Raw genomic sequence first — 20,653 nt, forward strand, 5'->3', positions numbered from 1 at the left:
TGGTGAAGGTGCTGTTCTGGCTCAGGGTGAAGCTATCGGCGACGGCCGTCGGTGCCTGGTTGGTTGGTGCCGTCACACTCAGACTCACAGTGGCTGTGGTGGAAGCGGCTCCAAGGGCATCTTTTGCCACATACGTGAAGCTATCGGTACCGCTGAAGTTGGCGGTGGGGATGTAGGTGAAGGTGCCGTTGGTATTAAGGGTGAGGCTACCTTGCGTTGGTCCAACCACGAGCGTCGCCGTGAGCGGCACATTGTTGTCTGGGTCACTGTCATTGGTGAGGACATTCCCGGTGGTGAAGGTGCTGTTCTGGCTCAGGGTGAAGCTATCGGCGACGGCACTCGGGGCTTGGTTGGTCGGTGCGGCGACCGAAAGATTTACGGTTGTTGGATTGGAATTGCCAATGCCATCGCTTGCTAGATACATGAAGCTGTCATTGCCGATATAGTTAGCGTTTGGCGTGTAGGTAAAGGTGCCGTTGCTGCTGAAGACGACGCTGCCATTTGTTGGGGTGGTTAGCAGGTTGGCCGTGAGTGTATTGCTATCAGCATCAGTATCGTTGGCAAGGACACCTTGCCCAGTGACAGTAAGAACTGTGTTGCGAGTTGTACTGTAGCTGTCAGGGTTAGCGGTTGGCGGGGTATTGACGGCTCCGCCCACGTTCACATAAAGCGTTTTGGTATCAGATAGGGCAGTGCCGATACCTGTATTCCCACCATCGTTGACGCTGATGGTGATGGTGTCAAAGCCTGTAAACCCAGGATAGCTGCGGTAAACGAGATTACCGATCGCTGTATTAATGGCAGCCAAAGTCCCCTGGAACGTCACGCGATTATTTTGATTACCCGTCCCCTGAGTGAAGGTGAGTCCGGCGTTAGACGGTAGAGACAGCACCCCATTCGCGGCAGCGATCGTGACGGTTTCATTGCCACCTGCGGCATCTAGATCGCTAATGCTGACCCCTGTAATGGTCAGGTTGGTGTTGGCTGTAGTGGATGGTGCTAAGGGAACCTGGATGACAGGAGCCTGATTGACTCCCAGCACGGTTAGCGCGATCGTCTTGCTATCACTCAGCGGAATACCAAAGCCCGTATTGCCGTTGTCATTCACATTCAGACTGATGGAATCAGCCCCGCTGAAATTAGCGTTTCCTTGATAGATAAGTGTGCTCAGAGCGCTGTTGATTGCTGCCAACGTGCCGCTGAAAATGAGGCTCGTGCTGGGAGTGCTGCCATTCCCACTGGTGAAAGATAAACCTGTGGTTGAGCCAAGGGACAGTTTGCCGTTGGTAGCCGCGAGGCTAACCGCGATCGCGCCACTGCTAGCATCTACATCGCTAATACTGACTCCCGTCACATGTAGGGTTGTATTCTCGTTGACGACCTGAGCTGTGGGTACCGTTAAGATGGGTGCGTCATTGACGGGCGTAACGGCGATCGACAGGCTCTTGGTGGCTGAGAGCGCTACGCCATTGCCTGTATTGCCATTGTCATTCACGTTGACGGTGATGACATCAGACCCGTTGAAATCTTTATCAGCTTGGTACGTCAAGCTCTGTAGCGCGGCATTGATGAGTGCCAGAGTGCCTGACATCGTGATATTGCGGTCTTTCAAGCCAGTTCCTGTTGAGAATGTCAACCCTGCGGTTGTACCCAGGGAGAGCACGCCATTGATGGCTGAAAGGCTAACGGTCTCATTGCCGCCATTTGCGTCTACATCCCCGATGCTGATACCAGACAGGGAGAGACTTGTATCTTCGTTGACTGACTGAGACGCTGGTACGGTAATCGTGGGTGCTTTGTTGACTGGGTTGACCGTTACCGCGATCGTCTTGCTGTCAGTCAGCGCGCCACCTTTACCCGTATTGCCCTGGTCATTTACAGAAATGCTGATGGTATCCGTCCCCTGGAAGGACGCATTGCTGCGATAGACCAGGCTGGTCAGTGCATTATTAAGGGCACTCAGTGTACCGCTCATGGTGATAGATGTCGCCGGACTACCGTTGCCCTGAGCAAACGTTAAGCCTGCGGTTAAACCCAGTGATATAACGCCATTAGCGGCTGAGATCGTAATCGTCTCAGAGCCTGTACCCGCATCTGGATCAGCAACGGTAATGCCTGCAATCAACGAGTTGGCATTTTGATCAACAACTTGCGCCCCCGGAACCGCCAGCACAGGGGCATCATTCACCGCATTGACGGCAATGCTGAACGTGCTAGCCGCCGTGCCGCCCGCGGAATCTGATACGGTGAAACTAAAGGTGTCAGAAAGCGTTTCGCTACCGTCATGACGATAGCTCAGTTTGTTGGTGTTGATATCGGTTTGCGTGAATGTCGCCCCTGCACCGATCGCCGCCCCGTTCAAAGACAACGCCCCATGTCCTGGCACACTGCCAAGCGTATAGGTCAATTGCGTGACGGCATTGTCGTTATCAGTTACCTGGAGCAAGCTACTGCTGATGGTGGTTGTGGCACCTTCATCCAGTGTCAGCCCTGCATTTGTAATGATGACAGGCAAATTGTTAACCAGCAGGTTGAGCGCATACGCACTGGTGCCCCCATTAGCCGCATACACGCGCACATAATAAGTACCAGCCGCTAGAGTGCTCGTAATGGTTTCGGCACTGGTGCCACTCAGCGTGGAACTTTGCAAGACTTGATTGCTGCTATTGACGAGCTGCACATCTAAATTCGCGGTCAAGCCTGCCAGGGTGAGATTAACCGCACTGGGCGTGCCTACATTGAGCTGATAGTAGTCGTTATTTAGGCTGCCAACCGAGTTGCGGTAGGTGGCGCTGCCTGTGAGATTGCTGCCCAAGTTAAAGGCATTTGACAGCGCGTTTCCGGCAACGCTGATGGGAGAAGGTTCAACCGCGCGTACAAAGGGTGAGAGCGATCGCCAGTTCAAATCACCAACCGGATTAAGTAAATAACTCGAACTGAAGGTCGTGCCGTTCAGCAACCAAACCGCATTCTCACCATTGCCACCATTGCTATAGTTACGCCATAACAGATCGGTCTTTCCATCCTGATTGAAATCGCCGACCCCAGAGATGATCCAATTACCACCCACAGAGTTGATTAAAATGCCCGTACTGAGTGTGCTACCGTTCATCAACCAAATGGCATTCTGACCTGTGCTGTAATTACGCCACACCAGATCAGACTTTCCATCACTGTTAAAATCGCCAGCAGCCTGAATGTGCCAGGTCGGATCGTTAAGCGACAGGAAAGAGGCTGTTCCCGTTCTAACGGTGCCATTCATCAACCAGGCAATGTTGGTGCCTGTCTTATAGTTGCGCCAAACAATATCTGCTTGACCATCCTGGTTGAAATCGCCGACTCCCTGTATTTGCCAATTCAGATCGCCGACTGTCTCCAGGATGGCTGCACCAGTCCTGACAGTGCCATTCATCAACCAGATCACGTTGTCGCCCGTCTTAGAGTTGCGCCAAACAATATCCGCTTGACCATCTCGGTTAAAGTCGCCCGACCCTTGCATGACCCAATTGGGATCTGCCACCTTCTCTAAAGACGCGAATGCTTCTAGCGACGTGCCAGATACCTGCCAGGAAAGATTCTCCCCGGTGGCATAATTCCGCCAGAGGATATCTGATTTGAGGTCACTCTTAGCCGAGACATTCAAACTATAGCTGGCGGTATTTGCAGAGGCACCAGGAGCAACCCGAATGTAATACGTTCCCACATCTAGGGTGGTATTAATTGACTCAGCCAGATTGCCCGTATTGCTGGATGATTGCAAGACCCCATTGACGCTGAGAACACTGCCTGTACTGCTTAAGAGCGCAACATTTGCGTCAGCACTTAAATTATTGAGGGAAAGGTTAAAGCTGCTCCGATGACTCAAGGTGAAGCGGTAGTAATCGTTCGCAGTGGTGGTCACAATGTCCGGGAGGGATTGAACATTGGATGTAAGGCTCAGCGATGTAGCTGTTCCTAGCGAGTTCCCAGCAATATCAGGCATAGTGACTAACCAAGCAATGGCATAGCTATCTTGCCCGGATATGTTTTTTTACTAACGAATCTGCCCTTGTTTCATAAAAATTGTCTTTTTAAACAATCATTCTGAGTGGAAATACGGACTAATTTGAAAGGCCGTTTTTTCCCCTTACGGTTTTCACAGAGTCAGCAGTATTCACGATCGCTAACCAGGCTCGATCGCTTCTAGATATTGCGGCTCTAATAAAAACGTGCCATTCGCAAAATGAATACTCCAATAGCCACCGGGTCGTTGATTGATGACAGTGCCTTCTGTTCCTATCGCAAGCACGTTAGGAGAGCGTAGCGCAGGCATCGGATCGGCTGTTTTGACAAAAGCAGGGAGTGCTACGAGACGAACACGATCGCCAGCGGAAAGAGGTTTTGACATAAAAATAAAAGAGGGCTGAAAGAGGGGAGTGGGGAATCGGAAGGCAATTAAAGGCTGATCGCTGACCGCTGAAACCAATGGATCTATTAAATGACTGGGGATCCTTATACTGTCTGAATACTTGCTTTATACTCTCATCCTATCAGTCCAGGTTTTATGCAGCTACGACAAAAAGTTACCTTTTATTTGGAAGACATTGAAACGTCGATCGGCAGAGCCATTAATTTGGGAATCACCGGACTGGTATTGCTTTCATCTGCAATTTTTGTGGCTCAGACGTATCCCCTCTCTAGCAGCCTAAGGCAGACATTGGAGGCGATCGACAACGGCATTCTCGTCATTTTTGCCATTGAATATCTGTTGCGCTTCTGGTGTGCTGAGCATAAAGCACGCTTTTTCTTTAGCCTTTTTTCTTTGATTGATTTGTTCGTCGTGTTGCCCTTTTTTATTGGCATTTTCAATATTGACATTTTCAATATCAGCTTTCTCCGAGTATTTCGCTGGTTTAGAATTCTACGGCTGGTTCGCTTTATTGAAGGAAAAACCGTTTTTGGCTACGTTACCACCGAAGATAGTGCCATCTTTACTCGCATTTTGCTCACGCTCTTCATCATCATCTTTGTGTATTCTGGCTTGATTTATCAGGTAGAGCATCCTACTAACCCGCAGGCGTTTGGCACATTTCTAGACGCCGTTTACTTTTCGGTAGCGACCATGACGACGGTTGGTTTTGGCGATGTTACTCCCATCTCAGAACTGGGACGCCTGCTCACTGTGCTCATGATTTTGACGGGTATTGCGCTGATTCCGTGGCAGTTGGGAGATTTGGTGAAGCGGCTAGTGAAAACGGCCAACCAGGTGCAAACGACGTGTGTGAGCTGCAAACTGGCACTGCATGATCCGGATGCTCACTTTTGCAAACGGTGCGGTACGAAGCTGGAATCGATCGCTGCGTCTGAAGCCTCTGAAGCTTGAACGGTCGCATTGTAGCCGTCAGCTGTCAGCGGTCAGAATGCCATTCAAAGAAGCTGAAAGCTATAGCTGTAGGCGCATTGCTCAGGGCGCACCGTAACTATATAGTCCGGCAATGTTTGTTCGTACCTATTTGCAAAGTCTTCTACGATTGCGTAGGGTGTGTTAGGTTTTGCCGTAACGCACCGCTGGTCTTGAGCTTGGTGCGTTACGCTGTCGCTAACACACCCTACGCGGTTGTGCACGATCTTTGACTGCCGATTTAATAGTAAAGCACTCAAGGATAAGGCTTACCTTCTCCATCTCATCATGCCTTTTGCTATCAAAGCTGATCGCTGACTGCTGACTGCTGAAAGCCCTTTTCACGGTCGGCTTTGAGAGGTGCCTGAAACAGCGTTGTTCGCCATAATGGGAGTGTTGTTTGCCATATATACTGCCATGTAGAGCATATTTTGGCGCTCTGAGTTGGCAAAACTGATGGTGTAAACCATGCCATCTTGCTGCCACATAATGGATGCATAGGCAGAGGAGGGGTGTTTAGCAGTGCCCATTAGCACATAACCACGAATAGTTTTGGCGAGTTGGATGGGAGATGCGGCTGCAATATGCTGTTGGTATTCCTGCTGTGCCTGCATAGTGTCAGCATTTGCGGCTGAAAAGGTACCAATGCGGCAAAATTGTGAATCATCTTCACAGCTATATAGCCCGACGGTGACGCGCTGTGGTGAGTCGAATGTGGCAATGCGCACAGACAAGGTTTGAATGAATTCGTCATCGGCTGGCTCGTTCAACACGATTCGCGATGGCAGTCGCATCACAAATTTTGGGGGCAAATTTTGACGGATGCGATCAAGGTGTCGCGTAAAAACGCTGGCAGGGTTGGCAACGGCTACTATCTCATTAGACAGGCCCAACCACAGCAGCGATACGATCGCCATTTGCCTGAGGAGGCGCTTCCTAAGCATGTTTGTCTTGCCTTTATAGCGCAGAAACTTGTTCAAGACCCTGTTCAGGAACATGATGAACGCTACCCCTCTACACCTGCTGCCACTCTCTAAGCAAAATCTTACATTGAAAGGATTGTGTCATTCAGTGGCTTGGGCATCTGGACAGCGGATAAGCCTTCAGCGGCTTCGAGGTTTACTGCTCTCCAGCAGCTTTGAGGTTTACTGCGATCGCGCAAATTATGGTGCAACAGGGATGACTGAACCCACGATCGGGCACAAAGATTCTGGTCTTTCAGTCTTGAGAGGACAGGTTTGTCGTTGTAGGATCGCAACTGATATAACCTGGGGTAGAGAAGGGTACTATCTAGCTGCCCTGATTCGTGAGGTTCACATGATTGAAGTTGAGCACTTAAGCAAGGTTTACGGCTCAACCCCTGCCATTGAGGATGTCACGTTCGCGGTGGAACCAGGGGAAATTTTGGGCTTTTTGGGCCCGAACGGAGCCGGAAAGACGACGACGATGCGGATTTTGTCGGGGTATTTACCTGCATCGGCAGGCACAGCAAAAGTCGCTGGGTTTGAAGTCCACGAAAATTCGATGGCTGTGCGAAAGCATATTGGCTATCTGCCTGAAACGCCACCGCTGTATACCGATATGACAGTGGCAGGTTTTTTGCATTTTGTGGCTCGGATTAAAGGGGTGAATGCAGGCGATCGCCCCCATCGCGTGCAAACGGCGATCGACCGCTGTAATTTGACCGAAAAAACCCACACGTTGATTCGAAAGCTCTCAAAAGGGTATCGGCAGCGAGTCGGCATTGCACAGGCGATCGTGCATGATCCACCCGCCATTATTTTGGATGAACCGACCGTTGGTTTAGACCCACGGCAGATTGCCGAAGTTCGCAGCCTGATCAAAAGCCTGGCAGGCGATCATACGGTGATTCTTTCGACGCACATTTTGCCCGAAGTCAGCATGACCTGCGATCGCATTGCCATTATCAACAAGGGGCGCGTCGTGGCAACCAATACGCCCGAAAACCTGATGGCGCAGCTCACGGGTGGTTCTGGCTATGAGCTAGAGGTGGATGGCGACGCGGCAGATATTCACGCCCGCTTAATGGTGTTTCTCCAGGGCTTGCCAAACGTCAGGCTGGTCGAGCGGCTATCGACTGACCTGCCAGAGCACCATAAGCTGCGGGTAACGGCTGAACCAGGAACCGAACTGATCGGCCGAGACATCGCGAAGACAGTTGTGGGTGCGGGAATCGGGCTGTACGAAATGCGGCGATCGCAGGCCACGCTGGAGGATGTCTTCTTGCAACTGACCACGGAAGAGAAGCCACTGGATGCCACGATCGATCCAGACGAGGCAGAACCATCAACGGGAGAAGCAGCTTAGATGCGTGTGATGATGAGCAACATTCTGGCAATTTACCGACGCGAGCTACAGAGCTATTTCGCTTCACCCCTTGCCTACGCGATCGCGGGTGTGTTTTGGCTGCTGTCCGGCTTTTTCTTTGTCACCATTTTGGGCGGCATTACGCAACAGGTGGCCTATGCCGATAGTGCGGGGTATGCCTCTCCGATCGATGTGCCCTATCAGTTTTTGCAGTTTTTCTTAGGCACCCTGGGTTCGATCGCGCTGTTCATTTTGCCGATTCTGTCGATGGGGCTGTATGCCGAAGAACGCAAGCGCGGTACCCTGGAGCTTTTAGCGACGTCACCCGTGACAAACTGGGCGGTGGCGCTGGGCAAACTACTGGGCGTGCTGACGTTTTTTACCACAATGGTGCTGCCGCTTTTGCTCTACGAAGCGCTCGTCTTTAGCACCACCACCCCACCCTTCAACTTTGCGATCGTACTGGTCGCGCATCTGGGCTTGATTCTGCTGGCGGCGGCTGTACTCTCATTAGGGATGTTTGTATCTTCGCTGACCGACAGCACGATTTTGGCGGCGATCGGCACCTTTGGCATTATCCTCTTCCTCTGGGTAGTCGAAGTGCTCGGTCAAAAGCTGGGTGGCCCAATTGGAGCAGCCCTGGGGCATCTTTCCCTCCTCAAGCATTACAACAATTTGAACCAGGGCATTTTGGATAGCAGCAGCCTGGTGCTCTTTGCCAGCTACATTGTGTTGGGACTGTTTTTAACCGCGCAGTCGATCGATGCGTTCAGGTTCCAGAGATCGTGAGAGAAAAGTTTTGAGTTCTGAGTTTTGAGTAGTCACTGAGCATCAGTTATGAATCGGTGGCTAGTGAAACAACAAACTCGCGGTAATCGTAAATGGAATTGTCAACTCTTGACTTCTTTCTTTTCCCCAAACTCAAAACTCTTAACTCCTAACTACTGCTTCCTTCTCCCCAACTCAAAACTCAACACTTTTAACTCAAAACTTCCTGTGAAAACGCTTTCTACCAACCTTAAATTCCTCAAATACCTGTTCTGGCTGGGGCCGATGCTGGTGATTGCTGGCGCGATCGCGGGTCTCGTCTCTGCCTCCTTTAGCCCCATTCCCTTGGGTTTGGTGATTGCAGGCATTGTGATCATTGGTCTATGGCTGGTTTTCCAATCTACGTATCGAGATGAGTCGCAACCAGGCTTCTGGCAGCAGCGATCGACACAAGTAGGTGCAAATGCGCTGATTACCACACTATCGGTGCTTGCCATTTTAGGCTTGGTCAACTACCTGGCGGCAAACCATGTGGGACGGCTGGATTTGACGGAGAATCAGCTTTTTTCGCTGGCTCCCGAAACCCAGCAGTTGGTGAAGAATTTGAAGCAACCCGTGAAAGTGTGGGTGTTTGTGCCACAGCCTAACTCACGCGATCGTGAACTGCTGGAAAGCTACCATCGCCAGAGCGATCGCCTGAGCTATGAATTTGTCGATCCCAACACGCAACCCTCACTTGTGCAGCGGCTAGAAGTCAAGAGCGGTGGGGATGTTATTGCTGAAATGCAGCCAGAGGGACGCAAGCAGTATGTGCAAACGATCGCGCCCACAACTGGGGATAGCCTCGTTGGTGAAGGGGGCTACCTGTCTGAGGTAAAGCTGACCAGCGCGCTAGAACAATTGATCAGCGATCGCAAAGCGTTTGCCTACGTGATCCAGGGGCATGGGGAGCACCCGATCGACCAGTCTCAGGGCGCGATCTCCCAGGCTGTGAAGACCCTGCAAGAGAAAAACTTTACGGTTAAACCGCTGAATCTACTGGAAGCTGCCACCATTCCTGCGGATGCGAATGTGCTGGTGCTGGCAGGCCCGCAAAAACCCTTGCTAGAGCCAGAAGTTAACGCACTGGAAGAGTATGTGAAAGGGGGTGGCAACCTGTTTGTGATGGTTGACCCCAATACCAATCCAGGTATAGGCAGTCTGCTGAACGGTTGGGGCGTGACAGTAGACAAACGAGTGGTGATTGATGTGTCAGGCAGACTGGCTCAACTGGGACCTGCCTTCTCGTCTGTTAGTCAGTACGGCAACCACCCAATTACAAAGGACTTTAACAATTCAATCTCAATTTATCCACTCGCACAGCCGATCGATGTCAAACCCGAAACCGATGTTAAATCCGTACCCTTGTTGTTTACCAGCGAGCGAAGTTGGGCAGAAAGCAATGTGAAGGAACAGCCCTTAAAGTTTGACTCGGCGATCGATCGACCCGGCCCGTTGGTTATTGGCTTTGCGCTCACCCGTACCATCACTCCGCCAGCGGCTTCCACACCCAAACCCTCTCCCAGCCCTTCTTCATCTGCCTCGGCCAACCCCAAGCCTTCACCTAGTCTCTCTCCCTCTGCCTCAACCAGTCCCAAGCCCTCTCCTAGCCCGTCTGCTACTTCCAGCCCTTCACCCAGCCCCAAACCTGCCGCATCTGCAAGTCCTTCACCCAGCCCCTTGCCCTCTGCCTCAGCCACTCAAGGGACTGAGCAAAAACCGAAAGAAGCGCGGCTGGTCGTCATCGGTAACTCTCGCTTCGCTGAAGATGGGGCCGTGAACCAGGGCATTAATGGCGATGTTTTCATCAACTCAGTGCGCTGGCTCAGCCATGCCGATGATCAATCTCTGTCCATTCGCCCCAAAGAAGCCAAAAACCGTCGGCTAGGGTTGTCTGCTCAGCAAGCTAGTCTAGCAACCTGGTTAGCGATCGCAATCTTTCCCTTAATCGGTTTTGGTACCGCGTTTGGGGTTTGGTGGCAAAGGCGGTAGTAAGGGGTGAAGGATAAAGTTTTGAGTTTTGAGTTTCGAGTTTTGAGTTGGAAAGAGCGGTCAGCGATCAGCCGTCAGCTTATATCCCTTAAATGCCTTTCCCCCTTCCCCCTCTGTCTTTTGCCCTAACCCCTGTCCCCTCACTTCGTTATGAAACTGCAACGGACTCCTTTGATTTTGTTGGCGATCGCCCTAGTTCTAGGGGCTTTTGTCTACCTGTATGAGGTGCAGGGGAAGCCTCAGCGCGAGGCGGCACAGGCACAGACAGAGCAACTGTTTGCCTTTAAAGAAGAAGAGGTGCGATCGCTCACGCTGACAACTCCTAGTGAGACGTTAGCGTTTGCCAAAACTCCGGCAGCGCGGGTAGCATTCCCTTCTGGTAACGATCCAAAAGCGGCGCAACCCCAAGCTGGCACATTGGTTTGGGCGATGACTGTGCCAGATAAGGCTGTAGCAAATGATGCGTCCGTTGCCTATCTGCTCAATTTGATGGCAACGGGCAAACGGCAGCAAACGCTAAAGATGCCGCTTGCACAGCAGGCAGAGTTTGGGTTTGACAAACCGATTGCGATCGCTGATGTCAAGCTGGCAAATCAGCAAACCCATCGTCTCGTGCTTGGGAAACCCAATTTTAACCGCAGCGCGCTCTATGCCCAGGTTGATCCGCCTGCCCAAGCGACGACAGAGCGATCGGTGGTGCTGGTGTCTACCGATTTTGAAAATGCCGTCAATCGTCCTTTAGCCGACTGGAAAGCTAAGGCATCAGATGCCCAGGTGCCAGCGAACCAATCAACTCCGAAGCCATTGAAGACGCCATCCTTAAGTGAGCCAACCCCAAAGCCGACAGCACCCTGAGACTCTGACGGTTTAAAGCCTTCTGCGAAAAAGCCAGCCAAAGCGTCTATTCGCTCTGGTTTGATGCTGGCGTTGAACAGCGGGCGTGCCGTATCTGCGGAATCTGACTCGACGCACAGGTTCATCAACTGTTTTTTCTGCTTTCCCTTCAGAAGCTTCCTTCACGTGTGGCTCTGCTGGCTTCGGCACATAAACATCCTTCGGTTTTAGCCATGCTGCAATGATGCCACTCGCAATCCCGCCGATCGCGCCAAAGGTGATGCTAAGAATCGGGCCGTACCCTAGTACAGCCAAGCCGAGCATAAAAACTAGCCAGTACTTTAAGCCAGTCGATAAACCCAAGTTTGCATCAGGCAGTTTGGACATCGTTGGGAGGGGGAAGGGGAAGCGGAGGAAGCAGGCGGAGCAGGGGAAGCAAAGGGGGCGAGGGGAATGGGGGAAGCAGAGGAGGCAGGGGAAGCAGAGAAGGCAAGGGGAACTTAATTCTCATCCTTTGTCCTTATCCCTCATCCTTTATCCTTCATCCCTCTGCTTACCTTCTCCAACTGTGCCTCTAGATTTTGTGTCGTGTCTAACGTAACGAGATAGGGCTGTTCGGTGGGGCTGAAGTCATCCATGTCCTGTTTGGGAAGTAGGTCGGCGGTTGCGTCGGAGATGTCATCGTGGCGTTGTTGCAGGCGTTGTTGCAGAACGGAGAGTGGCGCGGTGCAGTAGATGATTTGTACGGGGAGTTGATGGGCGATCGCGTGCTCAATCGCGGTTTGTCTCAGAGGTTGGCGATCGTACTTGGCATCCAGAATGACAGTGTAGCCCTGGGTTGCTAAGGTGATACCGAGCTTGAGCAGGCGATCGTAGGTTTTTTGCGTCATCTCAGCCGTGTAGAGATCAGAACCACCGTGGGCTTCTAGCGGGATGCCAGCCAGGTGTTTCCGCACTGCATCAGAACGAATTTGGATGGCCCCTCTTGTTTGAGCCAGTTGACGAGCCACCGTACTTTTGCCAGAGCCAGATAAGCCTGCCATGAGGATGACACGGCCCTGCTGGGGTTGGGTGTACTCCCACGCTAGACGGTAGTAGCGGGCAGCCGTCGCGGATGCCTCCTGCTTTGTGGCTTCAGGAACAGCGGGATCACTCAAAAGGAAGGAGGTCACTTTCGCACGGACGTAGGACTGACGGCTGAGGTACAGAGGTAAAACCTGTAAGCCTTCCCAATCACCCGTTTGCTCAATGTACGCATTTAAGAAGCGGTTGCTCAGGTCACGCCGATCGCGAGCATCCAGATCCATGATGATGTAGGCAATGTCGAACATCACATCAACAAACCGAAATGGCTCGTTGAATTCGATGCAGTCAAATAACAAGATTTTGTCGTGCCCCGAAGCATCGTGCCAAAGAGCAATGTTACGTAGATGCACGTCGCCGTGGCATTCACGAATCCAGTTTTGAGCGATGCGGCTCTCAAAGAGGGCTTGCTGCTCGGCGAACAAGCGATCGGTATAGTCCCTGGTTTCGTCTAGCTGCTGCTGGGTTTGAGGCCCGCCAATGTACTGGAGGGTTTGCTCATAGTTTTCGTCGATCGCCGCCCGAATTTTGGCGACCGTACCAAAGCTGCGAATGTAGTCGTTGGTCTCGGCACGGGCATGAAAGTCTGCCAGCACTCGTGCTAACTGTTCCAATAAGTCTTCGGTGAGTTCGCCTCGATCGAATAATTCTGTGAACAAACTCGACTGGGGAAACTGCTGCATTTTCACCACGTATTCCACAGCGTCTGTACCGTCAGATTCGCCTGTTCCACTGAGGTAAAAGCGATCGTCCGTTTGGATGATAGGCAGCACCTCCAGGTACAGCTCGGCGGCACCACGTTGATTTAGCCGCAGTTCCTCGGCACAAAAATGCTGTCGCTTTGCCAGCGTAGAGAAATCAAGAAACCCAAAGTTGACGGGCTTTTTCACCTTATAGGCATAATCACCCGTGAGCAGTACATAAGAGATGTGCGTCTGAATGACCTGAATGGGTGCCGTAACGGGATGGGGATAGAACGCAGGTGCGGTCATTTGTTGGATCAGCGCTGGCAGCAAAGCATCAGTCATGAGTCTTGATTTCGGTGAAAAGTGATCAAATCTAACAGAATCTCTGGGGTCGCAAGCTTTTTAATCATAGGATTCTCGATCCTGAAGTCAAACGTGTTTTAGTTTTCTCAATCAATTGTTTAATGAATTCAGTGTTCTGAGCGATCGAGCGACTTTGCCAAGAAATTAGATGTTGCTGAATCTGGGATGAATCGCTGCTTTTACCCAACCCTTCGCCCTTGAGGAGAAGGCGAGGGGACAGGATCTCTGACTCCCTTTTCCTTCGTGCGAAGGGTTGGGGATGGGGCAAAACATCCTTGTATGCAACAACACCAGAAATCCTTGAATCTTGATCGCAGGGTTCTTGATTACTGTATCTTTCAGAGTTTAGAGCTGTGAAAGAAAGAGTTCATCTCTGTGTTTATTGAATATTGTAAACGGAGAAAAATTGAAACAGGTTAGAAGAGGCCACTGGCCTTTGGTCGAAACGATTGTCATCAGCTTTGGAGTGTACGGGTTTCGGTTGTGAATTTCATCTGTGGTGTGAGTGAGGCGATATGATGACTAGGCTTTTTGGAATCACCCTGAGCGCAACTCTCGCGCTTGTGGGTCATGGTTTTTTGATGCAAGCACCTGCAAAGGCCGATTCTAGCCAGACTAAAAGCAGGCTTCCGGGCAGTGTAGTGGCATTAGAACAAAACGCTGTCCCTACGACGAATCGAGCGATCGGGGTAGAGAGCGATCAACGGTTGTCTGCTGCTCTGAACACGGTTGAGGCAGAGGATGCCTCCGTCAACGTGAATATGGAGCAAGTGACGTCAGTTTCTCAGCTAACAGACGTAAGACCGACTGATTGGGCGTTTCAAGCACTGCAATCGCTTGTGGAACGCTACGGCTGTATTGTTGGCTATCCCGATAAAACCTATCGTGGTAATCGCGCCCTGACTCGCTATGAGTTTGCGGCTGGGCTAAATGCCTGCATGGATCGCATTAACGAGTTGATTGCGGCTGGCACGGCTGATCTGGTCAAAAAAGAAGACCTGTTGGCGTTGCAGAAGCTGCAAGAAGAGTTTGCGGCTGAACTTGCAACGCTGCGCGGTCGGGTAGGTGCCCTTGAAGCTCGTACTGCTACGCTGGAGAAGCAGCAGTTTTCGACGACGACTAAAATCGGCACAGAGCTAGTGACGTATCTGGCGGATGCATTTGGCGATCGCGTTGACTCGCGCAACAACACCGCCATTGGGTACCGTCTGCGTCTCGATTTGGATACCAGCTTTACAGGTAAGGATCGGCTGCGGACTCGCTTGCAAGCAACGAACCTGCGGAAGTTCGATATCGGGTCTGACTTTGGGGTGTCGCCTGTGGGACGAGCGACCAGCGACCTCTCAGATGAAACCCGCTTCCTAGCGACGAGCACCAGTTCTAATAGCAATATCACGCTGAATCGGCTTCAATATCGCTTTCCCGTAGGCGAGAAGCTCACGGTGTTCCTGGATGCCAATACGATCGACCCGTCGATCGTCACCGATCCCATTACTCCGTTTAACGACCAGGTGACAGGATCGCCGTCTAACTTTGCCCAAATTGACCCCGTTTGGTTCCCGATCGGCAACCAGGCTGGCATTGCGGTGAACTATGCCATTAGCCCCAATTTCCAGTTTGATTTTGGTTATCAGGGTGAAGGGGATAGCCCCAATGACCCTCAACTTGGGGTGTTTAAGGCGGGCTACAGTGCCTTTGCTCATCTCATTGTTTATTCTGGCACCTTCAAACTGGGCTTCTTCTACATCAACTCATACTCCCCGCAGTTTGGGGTTGATACGCTGGCAGGTAGCAACGCCGCCAAGATCCTGGGAGCAGGGCCAGTGGTCGGCAACGGCTACAGCATCCAAATGGACTACCGCATTACCAGTTGGTTTGAGCTAGGAGGCTGGGTAGGGCTAACGCAAGCGCGAGCACTGGGCACAGGCACCAAAGGCGATGCCAATATCTGGAACTTTTCGATTGACTTTGCGTTTCCCGATTTGGGCAAAAAAGGCAACCTGGGCGGCATTGTGTTTGGGATGCAGCCCCGTTTGACGGGCACCAGTAATGCGGCTCTGGCTAGCGCGATCGGGTTACCTGCTGGGCAACGTGAAGACCGGGATACGGGCTACCACATTGAAGTGTTCTATCGCTACCAGATTACCGATAACATCTCGATTACGCCTGGTGTCATCTGGTTGACCGCTCCTAACCATGACGATCGCAACCCTGATGCTTTTGTAGGCGTGATCCGCACCACGTTTGTTTTCTAAGCACAAAACCTCGGAGGTTTAAGCGACTACATTTGGTTACGGCGCTTGATGCTTGATCAAAACCTCCGAGGTTTGCGTCAGCCCTACGATGATTTGGCTCGTCAATGGTGACGCTAAGAATTGTGCCAAGGGCTTTGCAACGTGCTGCGATCGTGTGAAATTTGCCTGATAGATTAACTGCCTGATAGATTGACTGCTCTTTATCCGCAACGCCCCATTGACAAGGAACTAATGATGAAACGTCGATCGCTTTTAACACTCTCTTTGATGACGATCGTGGCAACCACGACGCTGGCTAGCTGTGAACCACCTCAGCCAGGACAAAACGCCACCTCCAGCAGCGGCAAAAAAGTGCTGACGATGGTGACATCACCCGACTATCCGCCCTATGAGTACTACGATACAGCCAGTGGTGAACGCAAAATCGTGGGGTTTGATGTCGAAATTGCGAACAAAATCGCCAGTGAATTAGGCTACGAACTCAAAATCAACGAATCAGACTTCAACGGGTTGGTGCCTGCACTTCAGGCGAAACGGGCTGACTTTGTGATGGCAGGCATGACCCCTACCCCCGAACGCCAGAAAAACGTCGATTTCTCAACCGTTTACTACGAAGCCAAAAACACGATCGTTGCGCCTAAAGCCAGCAACTTGAAGACGACGAAAGACCTCGCGGGTAAAACGGTGGGTGTGCAGCTTGGTTCGATTCAAGAAGGCGATGCGAAAAAAATTGCCGAAAAAGTGCCTGGGATGAAAGTCAAACAACTGAACAAAGTGCCCGACCTCATTCAGGAAATTAAATCCAAGCGGATTGATGCGGCGATCGTGGAAGATACCGTTGCCAAAGGCTTTACTGAATCCAGCCCTGATCTGGCGTTCAACGTGATTCCATCCGAAGGGCCTTCTGGTTCTGCCGTTGCCTTCCCTAAAGGCTCGCCCCTGGTTGCAGATTTCAATAAAGCGCTGGAAAAAATGAAATCTAGCGGCGAAATTAAAACCCTCGCGGCAAAGTGGTTCGCCACCAGTGCTCCTGCATCACCGTCCCCTTCACCCTCTGGTTCCGCATCGCCGTCTGGTGCGATGTCGCCCTCTCCCAGCAAGTCGCCCTAGAAGCCTATAAATGTTTTTGCAAAGGTAGTTTGTTCTCTCTGTAGGGGCGTTACATGTAACGTCCCTACAGGATGCTTGGTGGAAGGTTTACCAACTGCGTTCTTGATTTGTCCTTTTGTCCGCTGCATTGAAAGGAATTTATGTTTCTACGCTTCAACAAACGTGCTGTGAGATTCCCTGCGTTGACTCGCTTACGATCGCGCTGGGCGATCGTGGTACTCCAAACCTTCCTGGTGATTGTCTTTGCAGGATACTTGGTGGCACAACCGCTACCCTCGATCGCGCAAAGCCCGACTCTATCCATTGAACGTGATACGGCTAGTCAACAGCAGAGTGCGATCGTTGCTCAGGTTCCAGCACCTCCGTCCACCGACGCTCCTGCCAGTACGGGTGGTCTCAATCTCGATTTTGGGCGCATTCAACCCGACATTCCGTTTATTCTGGCGGGCATTCCCGTTACCCTGATTTTTACCATCTCGTCCGTTTTGCTTGGGTTGGTCTGGGGTGGTGTGCTCTCGCTGTGCAAAATTTCGGGTGTAAAGCCACTGCAATGGTTTTCGTTCTTCTACACCAGCATCTTTCGTGGCACGCCGTTGCTGCTGCAGTTGTCACTGATCTATTTCGCTACACCGCAACTTACGGGTTACAACATTACGCCTTATCAGGCAGGGGTGCTGACGTTTACGCTTAACTCAGGGGCGTATATGTCTGAAACCATCCGGGCAGGCATTCAGGCAGTTGATAAGGGGCAGGCAGAAGCCTCCCTCTCACTGGGCATTCCTTACTGGCTCATGATGTGGGATGTCATTATGCCTCAAGCACTCAAAAATATTCTGCCTGCCCTGGTCAATGAAACCATTAGTTTGCTGAAAGATTCTTCACTCGTTTCGACGATCGGCGTAGTGGAAATTCTCCGTGCTGCACAAATTGTCGGTGCCAATAAGTACATCTATTTTGAACCGCTGCTGTTTGCAGGACTCATTTACTACATCCTGGTAATGGGGCTGACCTATGCAGCGAGTGCACTTGAAAGACGGCTAAGACGTAGCGAATGACGCAGTACTGCTTGCGGTTGTTGCGACATTCTAGTGTCAGACATTACCCTTAAGGTATTGATAAAAGGAGCTTTGAAAGCCGTGAGTGAAACCATCATTAAAACAGAAGGGCTGCACAAGTCGTTTGGCAAGCTGGATGTGCTCAAAGGCATTTCCACGGAGATTCGCAAAGGTGAAGTGGTCGCGGTGATTGGGCCGTCTGGGTGTGGCAAATCCACCTTGCTCCGCTGCATGAATTTGTTAGAAACGCCGACGCAAGGAAAAATTTACTTCAAGGGTGAAGAAATTACTGCCCCAAAAACGAATATTTCCAACGTGCGTCAACATTTAGGCATGGTGTTTCAGCATTTCCATCTGTTTCCCCACATGACGGTGCTGAAGAACGTCATCTATGCCCCTACGAAGATATCCAAAGTGCCATCAGAGAAAGCCCGAGAGTTGGGTATGGAACTGCTGGCAAAGGTGGGACTGGAAGAAAAAGCAGATGTTTACCCATCTCGCTTGTCCGGTGGGCAAAAACAACGGGTGGCGATCGCCCGTGCCCTTGCGATGCAGCCCGATGTGATTTTGTTTGATGAACCCACTTCTGCCCTTGACCCCGAAATGGTGCAGGAAGTGCTGGAAGTCATGAAAGGGCTGGCAAAAACTGGCATGACGATGGCGATCGTGACTCACGAAATGGGCTTTGCGCGTGAAGTGGCCGATCGCGTCTGGTTTCTCAACGAAGGCTCTCTCGCAGAAGATGCCGAACCTGATACGTTTTTCAGCAATCCTCAGTGCGATCGGGCCAAGCAATTCCTTGAGAAGATGCTTTAGTGGAATGGCTGAAATAACAATCCGAACTGCCCCCCACCCCCAAGTTTGGGGGAGCCAAATCTCAGAGTCCCCCAAATTTGGGGGATTTAGGGGGCGACCAGGGTGAAGCGTGTCCCCTTAAGTCAGCGCCATTCTGCTTTAGTGCGTGAAGAGAGCGATCGGCCATCAGCGATCAGCGATCAGCTTTTCTTTAACGGCGGTTTTGCTTTGGATTCACTCTACACCCCATACCTGCAAGCACATAGCTTTGCTCTGAAGGCTGCCCGCTGCTCGCTTTCTAGGTTTCGATCGCCTTTTGCCGACTGGAACGGGAAAATTCTGACATGAAAGGTTTCTCGAACAGCAGATGGAAGCCATAGCTTGCTAACAGTGCCATAGGTACCCCCAGCAGCAGTAATCCAAAAAACTTGCTCACAGGCGAATGCAAACCACTCAGCGGTAATTCAGCCAGACCCAGAATGGGTAGATGAATCAAGTACAAACTATAGGAGAATTTCCCCAACCAGACGACCCATTTTGATTCTAAAACGGCTAAAATGGCTAGGCGATCGTCTCGCTTTTCAGCCCGGTGAGTGGCACAGTCAACGATAACCGAGAGTGCAAAAAGGCCCACTAACAGATCGCTGATGAAAACAGTGGAGAAGTTGGCATCAATACTGGGTCGTAGGAAATATTCAGCCGCTAAGCCTGTCAAGGACATCCAGGCAAGGCTGCGCCAGGGAAAACGCTTGCGGAGAGCGATCGCGGTACGTTTTGGCGAGAACACAATATGTGCGCCGTACATGCCCAGCGCAAACAGTCCTAAAAACCAGGGAATCGCCTGATCTAAAGGGCTGTGAGGCAGGAAATGCAGCGCCAAACCGATCGCGAACGCAAGCCCAACTGCTGTCGCCAAATTGAGCCGCCGCCAGACTAGCAGCAGCAGGGGAAACACAAAGTAGATTTGCCACTCCGTAGCGACGCTCCACATCGGAATCTCCATTTTATAGATCCAACTCAAGCTCAAATTTTGAATCAGTAAAACGTGAGACAGAATCGTGCCTTCTGTTAAAGCTGGCATTGACTCATTCCAGGCAACCCCCATCAAGCTTTGTAGCGGTCTGGGAATGACCAAAAACAACAGCACCAGCAGGATGAGCGTCATGTAGTAGGGCGGTATAATTCGCCAAGCCCTTCGTTTGAGATATTGAAGTACGCCCCCTCTCAGTTGCCCTGTTGCGCTACGTACAACGGGCAGCATCAAGCAGAACCCGGAAAGCACAATGAAGATGGAGACCGCATTGCGACCGTGGGTCATCCACCGCGTTGCCCAGTAAAAGAGAACTGGTAATCCATCACCTTGCAGACCTGCATCAATTTCACGGTAAACATGCACTAGCACTACGTAGAAGGCAGTTAACCCACGCATGCCATCTAAAAATTCCAGCCGAATTTTAGGTGGTAGTGGTGGGTTTGCTCCCGGTTTCAGCCCCTCCCCTTCAACGTTTGCCATAGCGAGTCCCATGATGTGAGCGGGTTCAGTGAAATATTTTTTGCGATCGGTGCTAATTTTACCGTAATGCTCCATGAGCACAAGGGCTAACAGTCAGGCTTTAAAGTTCTTTCACAAGCGAGTTTTGCATCACCGCTTTGCGATCGACGGCTCAACTAATGACCTGCCTGTTCTTACTCCATTCTTATTTTTTTGGTTTAAGCTTCAGCCACAGTGAATTTAACATTCACTCGACCTCTAAATATGGCGATCGTATGTCGCTTGCGATCGCCCTTCCTAGCCCTTCTTCAAAGGTAAGAGCCAGCGCTATCAACAGGCATTGCGGCTTTTGCACTCACACGTTGAGCGGACGGCAACTGCCCCCATGCGGGTCAGCGACCGCTTGTAAGGTTTAGATGCTCCTGGTAGCTTAATTGAGGCTGGGTTCATTCTATAACTGAGTTCGTTGCATC

15 protein-coding genes are annotated in these 20,653 nt (G+C 51.3%); 9 read left to right on the forward strand and 6 right to left on the reverse strand.

The window, feature by feature from the left end; all coding sequences use genetic code 11:
• Together AC5JLP_RS07725 and sipA are read right to left on the reverse strand one after the other, a co-directional pair.
• A partial coding sequence (locus AC5JLP_RS07725; RefSeq protein WP_496067345.1) for a cadherin-like domain-containing protein occupies positions 1–3,982 on the reverse strand: 3,982 nt, incomplete at its 3' end.
• A gap of 180 nt (positions 3,983–4,162) precedes the next feature.
• Positions 4,163–4,387 carry a regulatory protein SipA gene (gene sipA / locus AC5JLP_RS07730; RefSeq protein ID WP_496067346.1) on the reverse strand — a complete coding sequence of 75 codons (225 nt, stop codon included), beginning with the start codon at positions 4,385–4,387 and terminating at the stop codon, positions 4,163–4,165.
• A 156-nt stretch (positions 4,388–4,543) separates the two neighbouring features.
• Between sipA and AC5JLP_RS07735 the strand changes: the two genes are divergently transcribed.
• Complete coding sequence (locus AC5JLP_RS07735; protein WP_496067347.1) at positions 4,544–5,362, forward strand: ion transporter; 819 nt, start codon at positions 4,544–4,546, stop codon at positions 5,360–5,362.
• Positions 5,363–5,721: 359 nt separating this feature from the next.
• Here AC5JLP_RS07735 and AC5JLP_RS07740 read toward each other — a convergent pair whose 3' ends face one another.
• The gene (locus AC5JLP_RS07740) at positions 5,722–6,324 is read right to left on the reverse strand and encodes a hypothetical protein (RefSeq protein ID WP_496067348.1); all 603 of its coding nucleotides are present in this window, start codon (positions 6,322–6,324) and stop codon (positions 5,722–5,724) included.
• A gap of 127 nt (positions 6,325–6,451) precedes the next feature.
• Between AC5JLP_RS07740 and AC5JLP_RS07745 the strand changes: the two genes are divergently transcribed.
• The 4 genes from AC5JLP_RS07745 (at position 6,452) to AC5JLP_RS07760 (ending at position 11,362) form a co-directional block, all read left to right on the forward strand.
• Complete coding sequence (locus tag AC5JLP_RS07745; RefSeq protein ID WP_496067349.1) at positions 6,452–7,708, forward strand: ABC transporter ATP-binding protein; 1,257 nt, start codon at positions 6,452–6,454, stop codon at positions 7,706–7,708.
• The gene (locus tag AC5JLP_RS07750; RefSeq protein WP_496067350.1) at positions 7,709–8,497 is read left to right on the forward strand and encodes an ABC transporter permease; all 789 of its coding nucleotides are present in this window, start codon (positions 7,709–7,711) and stop codon (positions 8,495–8,497) included. It begins immediately after the preceding gene.
• A 207-nt stretch (positions 8,498–8,704) separates the two neighbouring features.
• The gene (locus AC5JLP_RS07755) at positions 8,705–10,507 is read left to right on the forward strand and encodes a GldG family protein (protein WP_496067351.1); all 1,803 of its coding nucleotides are present in this window, start codon (positions 8,705–8,707) and stop codon (positions 10,505–10,507) included.
• Positions 10,508–10,657: 150 nt separating this feature from the next.
• Complete coding sequence (locus AC5JLP_RS07760; protein ID WP_496067352.1) at positions 10,658–11,362, forward strand: DUF4340 domain-containing protein; 705 nt, start codon at positions 10,658–10,660, stop codon at positions 11,360–11,362.
• 12 nt (positions 11,363–11,374) lie between these two features.
• Here the strand turns inward: AC5JLP_RS07760 and AC5JLP_RS07765 are convergent, their stop codons facing one another.
• Positions 11,375–11,728, reverse strand: coding sequence for a hypothetical protein (locus AC5JLP_RS07765; RefSeq protein ID WP_496067353.1), 354 nt, complete (start codon positions 11,726–11,728; stop codon positions 11,375–11,377).
• 140 nt (positions 11,729–11,868) lie between these two features.
• Entirely contained in the window at positions 11,869–13,452 is a 1,584-nt protein-coding gene (locus AC5JLP_RS07770; RefSeq protein WP_496067354.1) for a bifunctional aminoglycoside phosphotransferase/ATP-binding protein, read from the reverse strand.
• 536 nt (positions 13,453–13,988) lie between these two features.
• On the opposite strand from AC5JLP_RS07770, the gene AC5JLP_RS07775 reads away from it, so the two are divergent.
• From AC5JLP_RS07775 to AC5JLP_RS07790, 4 genes are all read left to right on the forward strand, one after another.
• Entirely contained in the window at positions 13,989–15,728 is a 1,740-nt protein-coding gene (locus tag AC5JLP_RS07775) for an iron uptake porin (RefSeq protein WP_496067355.1), read from the forward strand.
• Positions 15,729–15,959: 231 nt separating this feature from the next.
• Entirely contained in the window at positions 15,960–16,838 is an 879-nt protein-coding gene (locus AC5JLP_RS07780; protein WP_496067356.1) for a transporter substrate-binding domain-containing protein, read from the forward strand.
• 140 nt (positions 16,839–16,978) lie between these two features.
• A complete protein-coding gene (locus tag AC5JLP_RS07785) occupies positions 16,979–17,893 on the forward strand; it encodes an amino acid ABC transporter permease (RefSeq protein ID WP_496067357.1) in 915 nt (304 codons plus the stop codon).
• An 81-nt stretch (positions 17,894–17,974) separates the two neighbouring features.
• Entirely contained in the window at positions 17,975–18,709 is a 735-nt protein-coding gene (locus AC5JLP_RS07790) for an amino acid ABC transporter ATP-binding protein (RefSeq protein ID WP_496067358.1), read from the forward strand.
• Between the two features lie 277 nt (positions 18,710–18,986).
• On the opposite strand, the gene AC5JLP_RS07795 is transcribed toward AC5JLP_RS07790, so the two are convergent.
• Positions 18,987–20,276 carry an acyltransferase family protein gene (locus tag AC5JLP_RS07795; RefSeq protein ID WP_496067359.1) on the reverse strand — a complete coding sequence of 430 codons (1,290 nt, stop codon included), beginning with the start codon at positions 20,274–20,276 and terminating at the stop codon, positions 18,987–18,989.
• Between the last annotated feature and the right edge of the window lie 377 nt (positions 20,277–20,653).

The organism is Stenomitos rutilans, from assembly GCF_059505485.1.

Coding starts and splice junctions, on each gene's coding strand:
- sipA (WP_496067346.1), bottom strand. CDS start 4,387: ATGTCAAAACCTCTTTCCGCTGGCGATCGTGTTCGTCTCGTAGCACTC.
- AC5JLP_RS07735 (WP_496067347.1), top strand. CDS start 4,544: ATGCAGCTACGACAAAAAGTTACCTTTTATTTGGAAGACATTGAAACG.
- AC5JLP_RS07740 (WP_496067348.1), bottom strand. CDS start 6,324: ATGCTTAGGAAGCGCCTCCTCAGGCAAATGGCGATCGTATCGCTGCTG.
- AC5JLP_RS07750 (WP_496067350.1), top strand. CDS start 7,709: ATGCGTGTGATGATGAGCAACATTCTGGCAATTTACCGACGCGAGCTA.
- AC5JLP_RS07760 (WP_496067352.1), top strand. CDS start 10,658: ATGAAACTGCAACGGACTCCTTTGATTTTGTTGGCGATCGCCCTAGTT.
- AC5JLP_RS07765 (WP_496067353.1), bottom strand. CDS start 11,728: ATGTCCAAACTGCCTGATGCAAACTTGGGTTTATCGACTGGCTTAAAG.
- AC5JLP_RS07770 (WP_496067354.1), bottom strand. CDS start 13,452: ATGACTGATGCTTTGCTGCCAGCGCTGATCCAACAAATGACCGCACCT.
- AC5JLP_RS07775 (WP_496067355.1), top strand. CDS start 13,989: ATGATGACTAGGCTTTTTGGAATCACCCTGAGCGCAACTCTCGCGCTT.
- AC5JLP_RS07780 (WP_496067356.1), top strand. CDS start 15,960: ATGATGAAACGTCGATCGCTTTTAACACTCTCTTTGATGACGATCGTG.
- AC5JLP_RS07785 (WP_496067357.1), top strand. CDS start 16,979: ATGTTTCTACGCTTCAACAAACGTGCTGTGAGATTCCCTGCGTTGACT.
- AC5JLP_RS07795 (WP_496067359.1), bottom strand. CDS start 20,276: ATGGAGCATTACGGTAAAATTAGCACCGATCGCAAAAAATATTTCACT.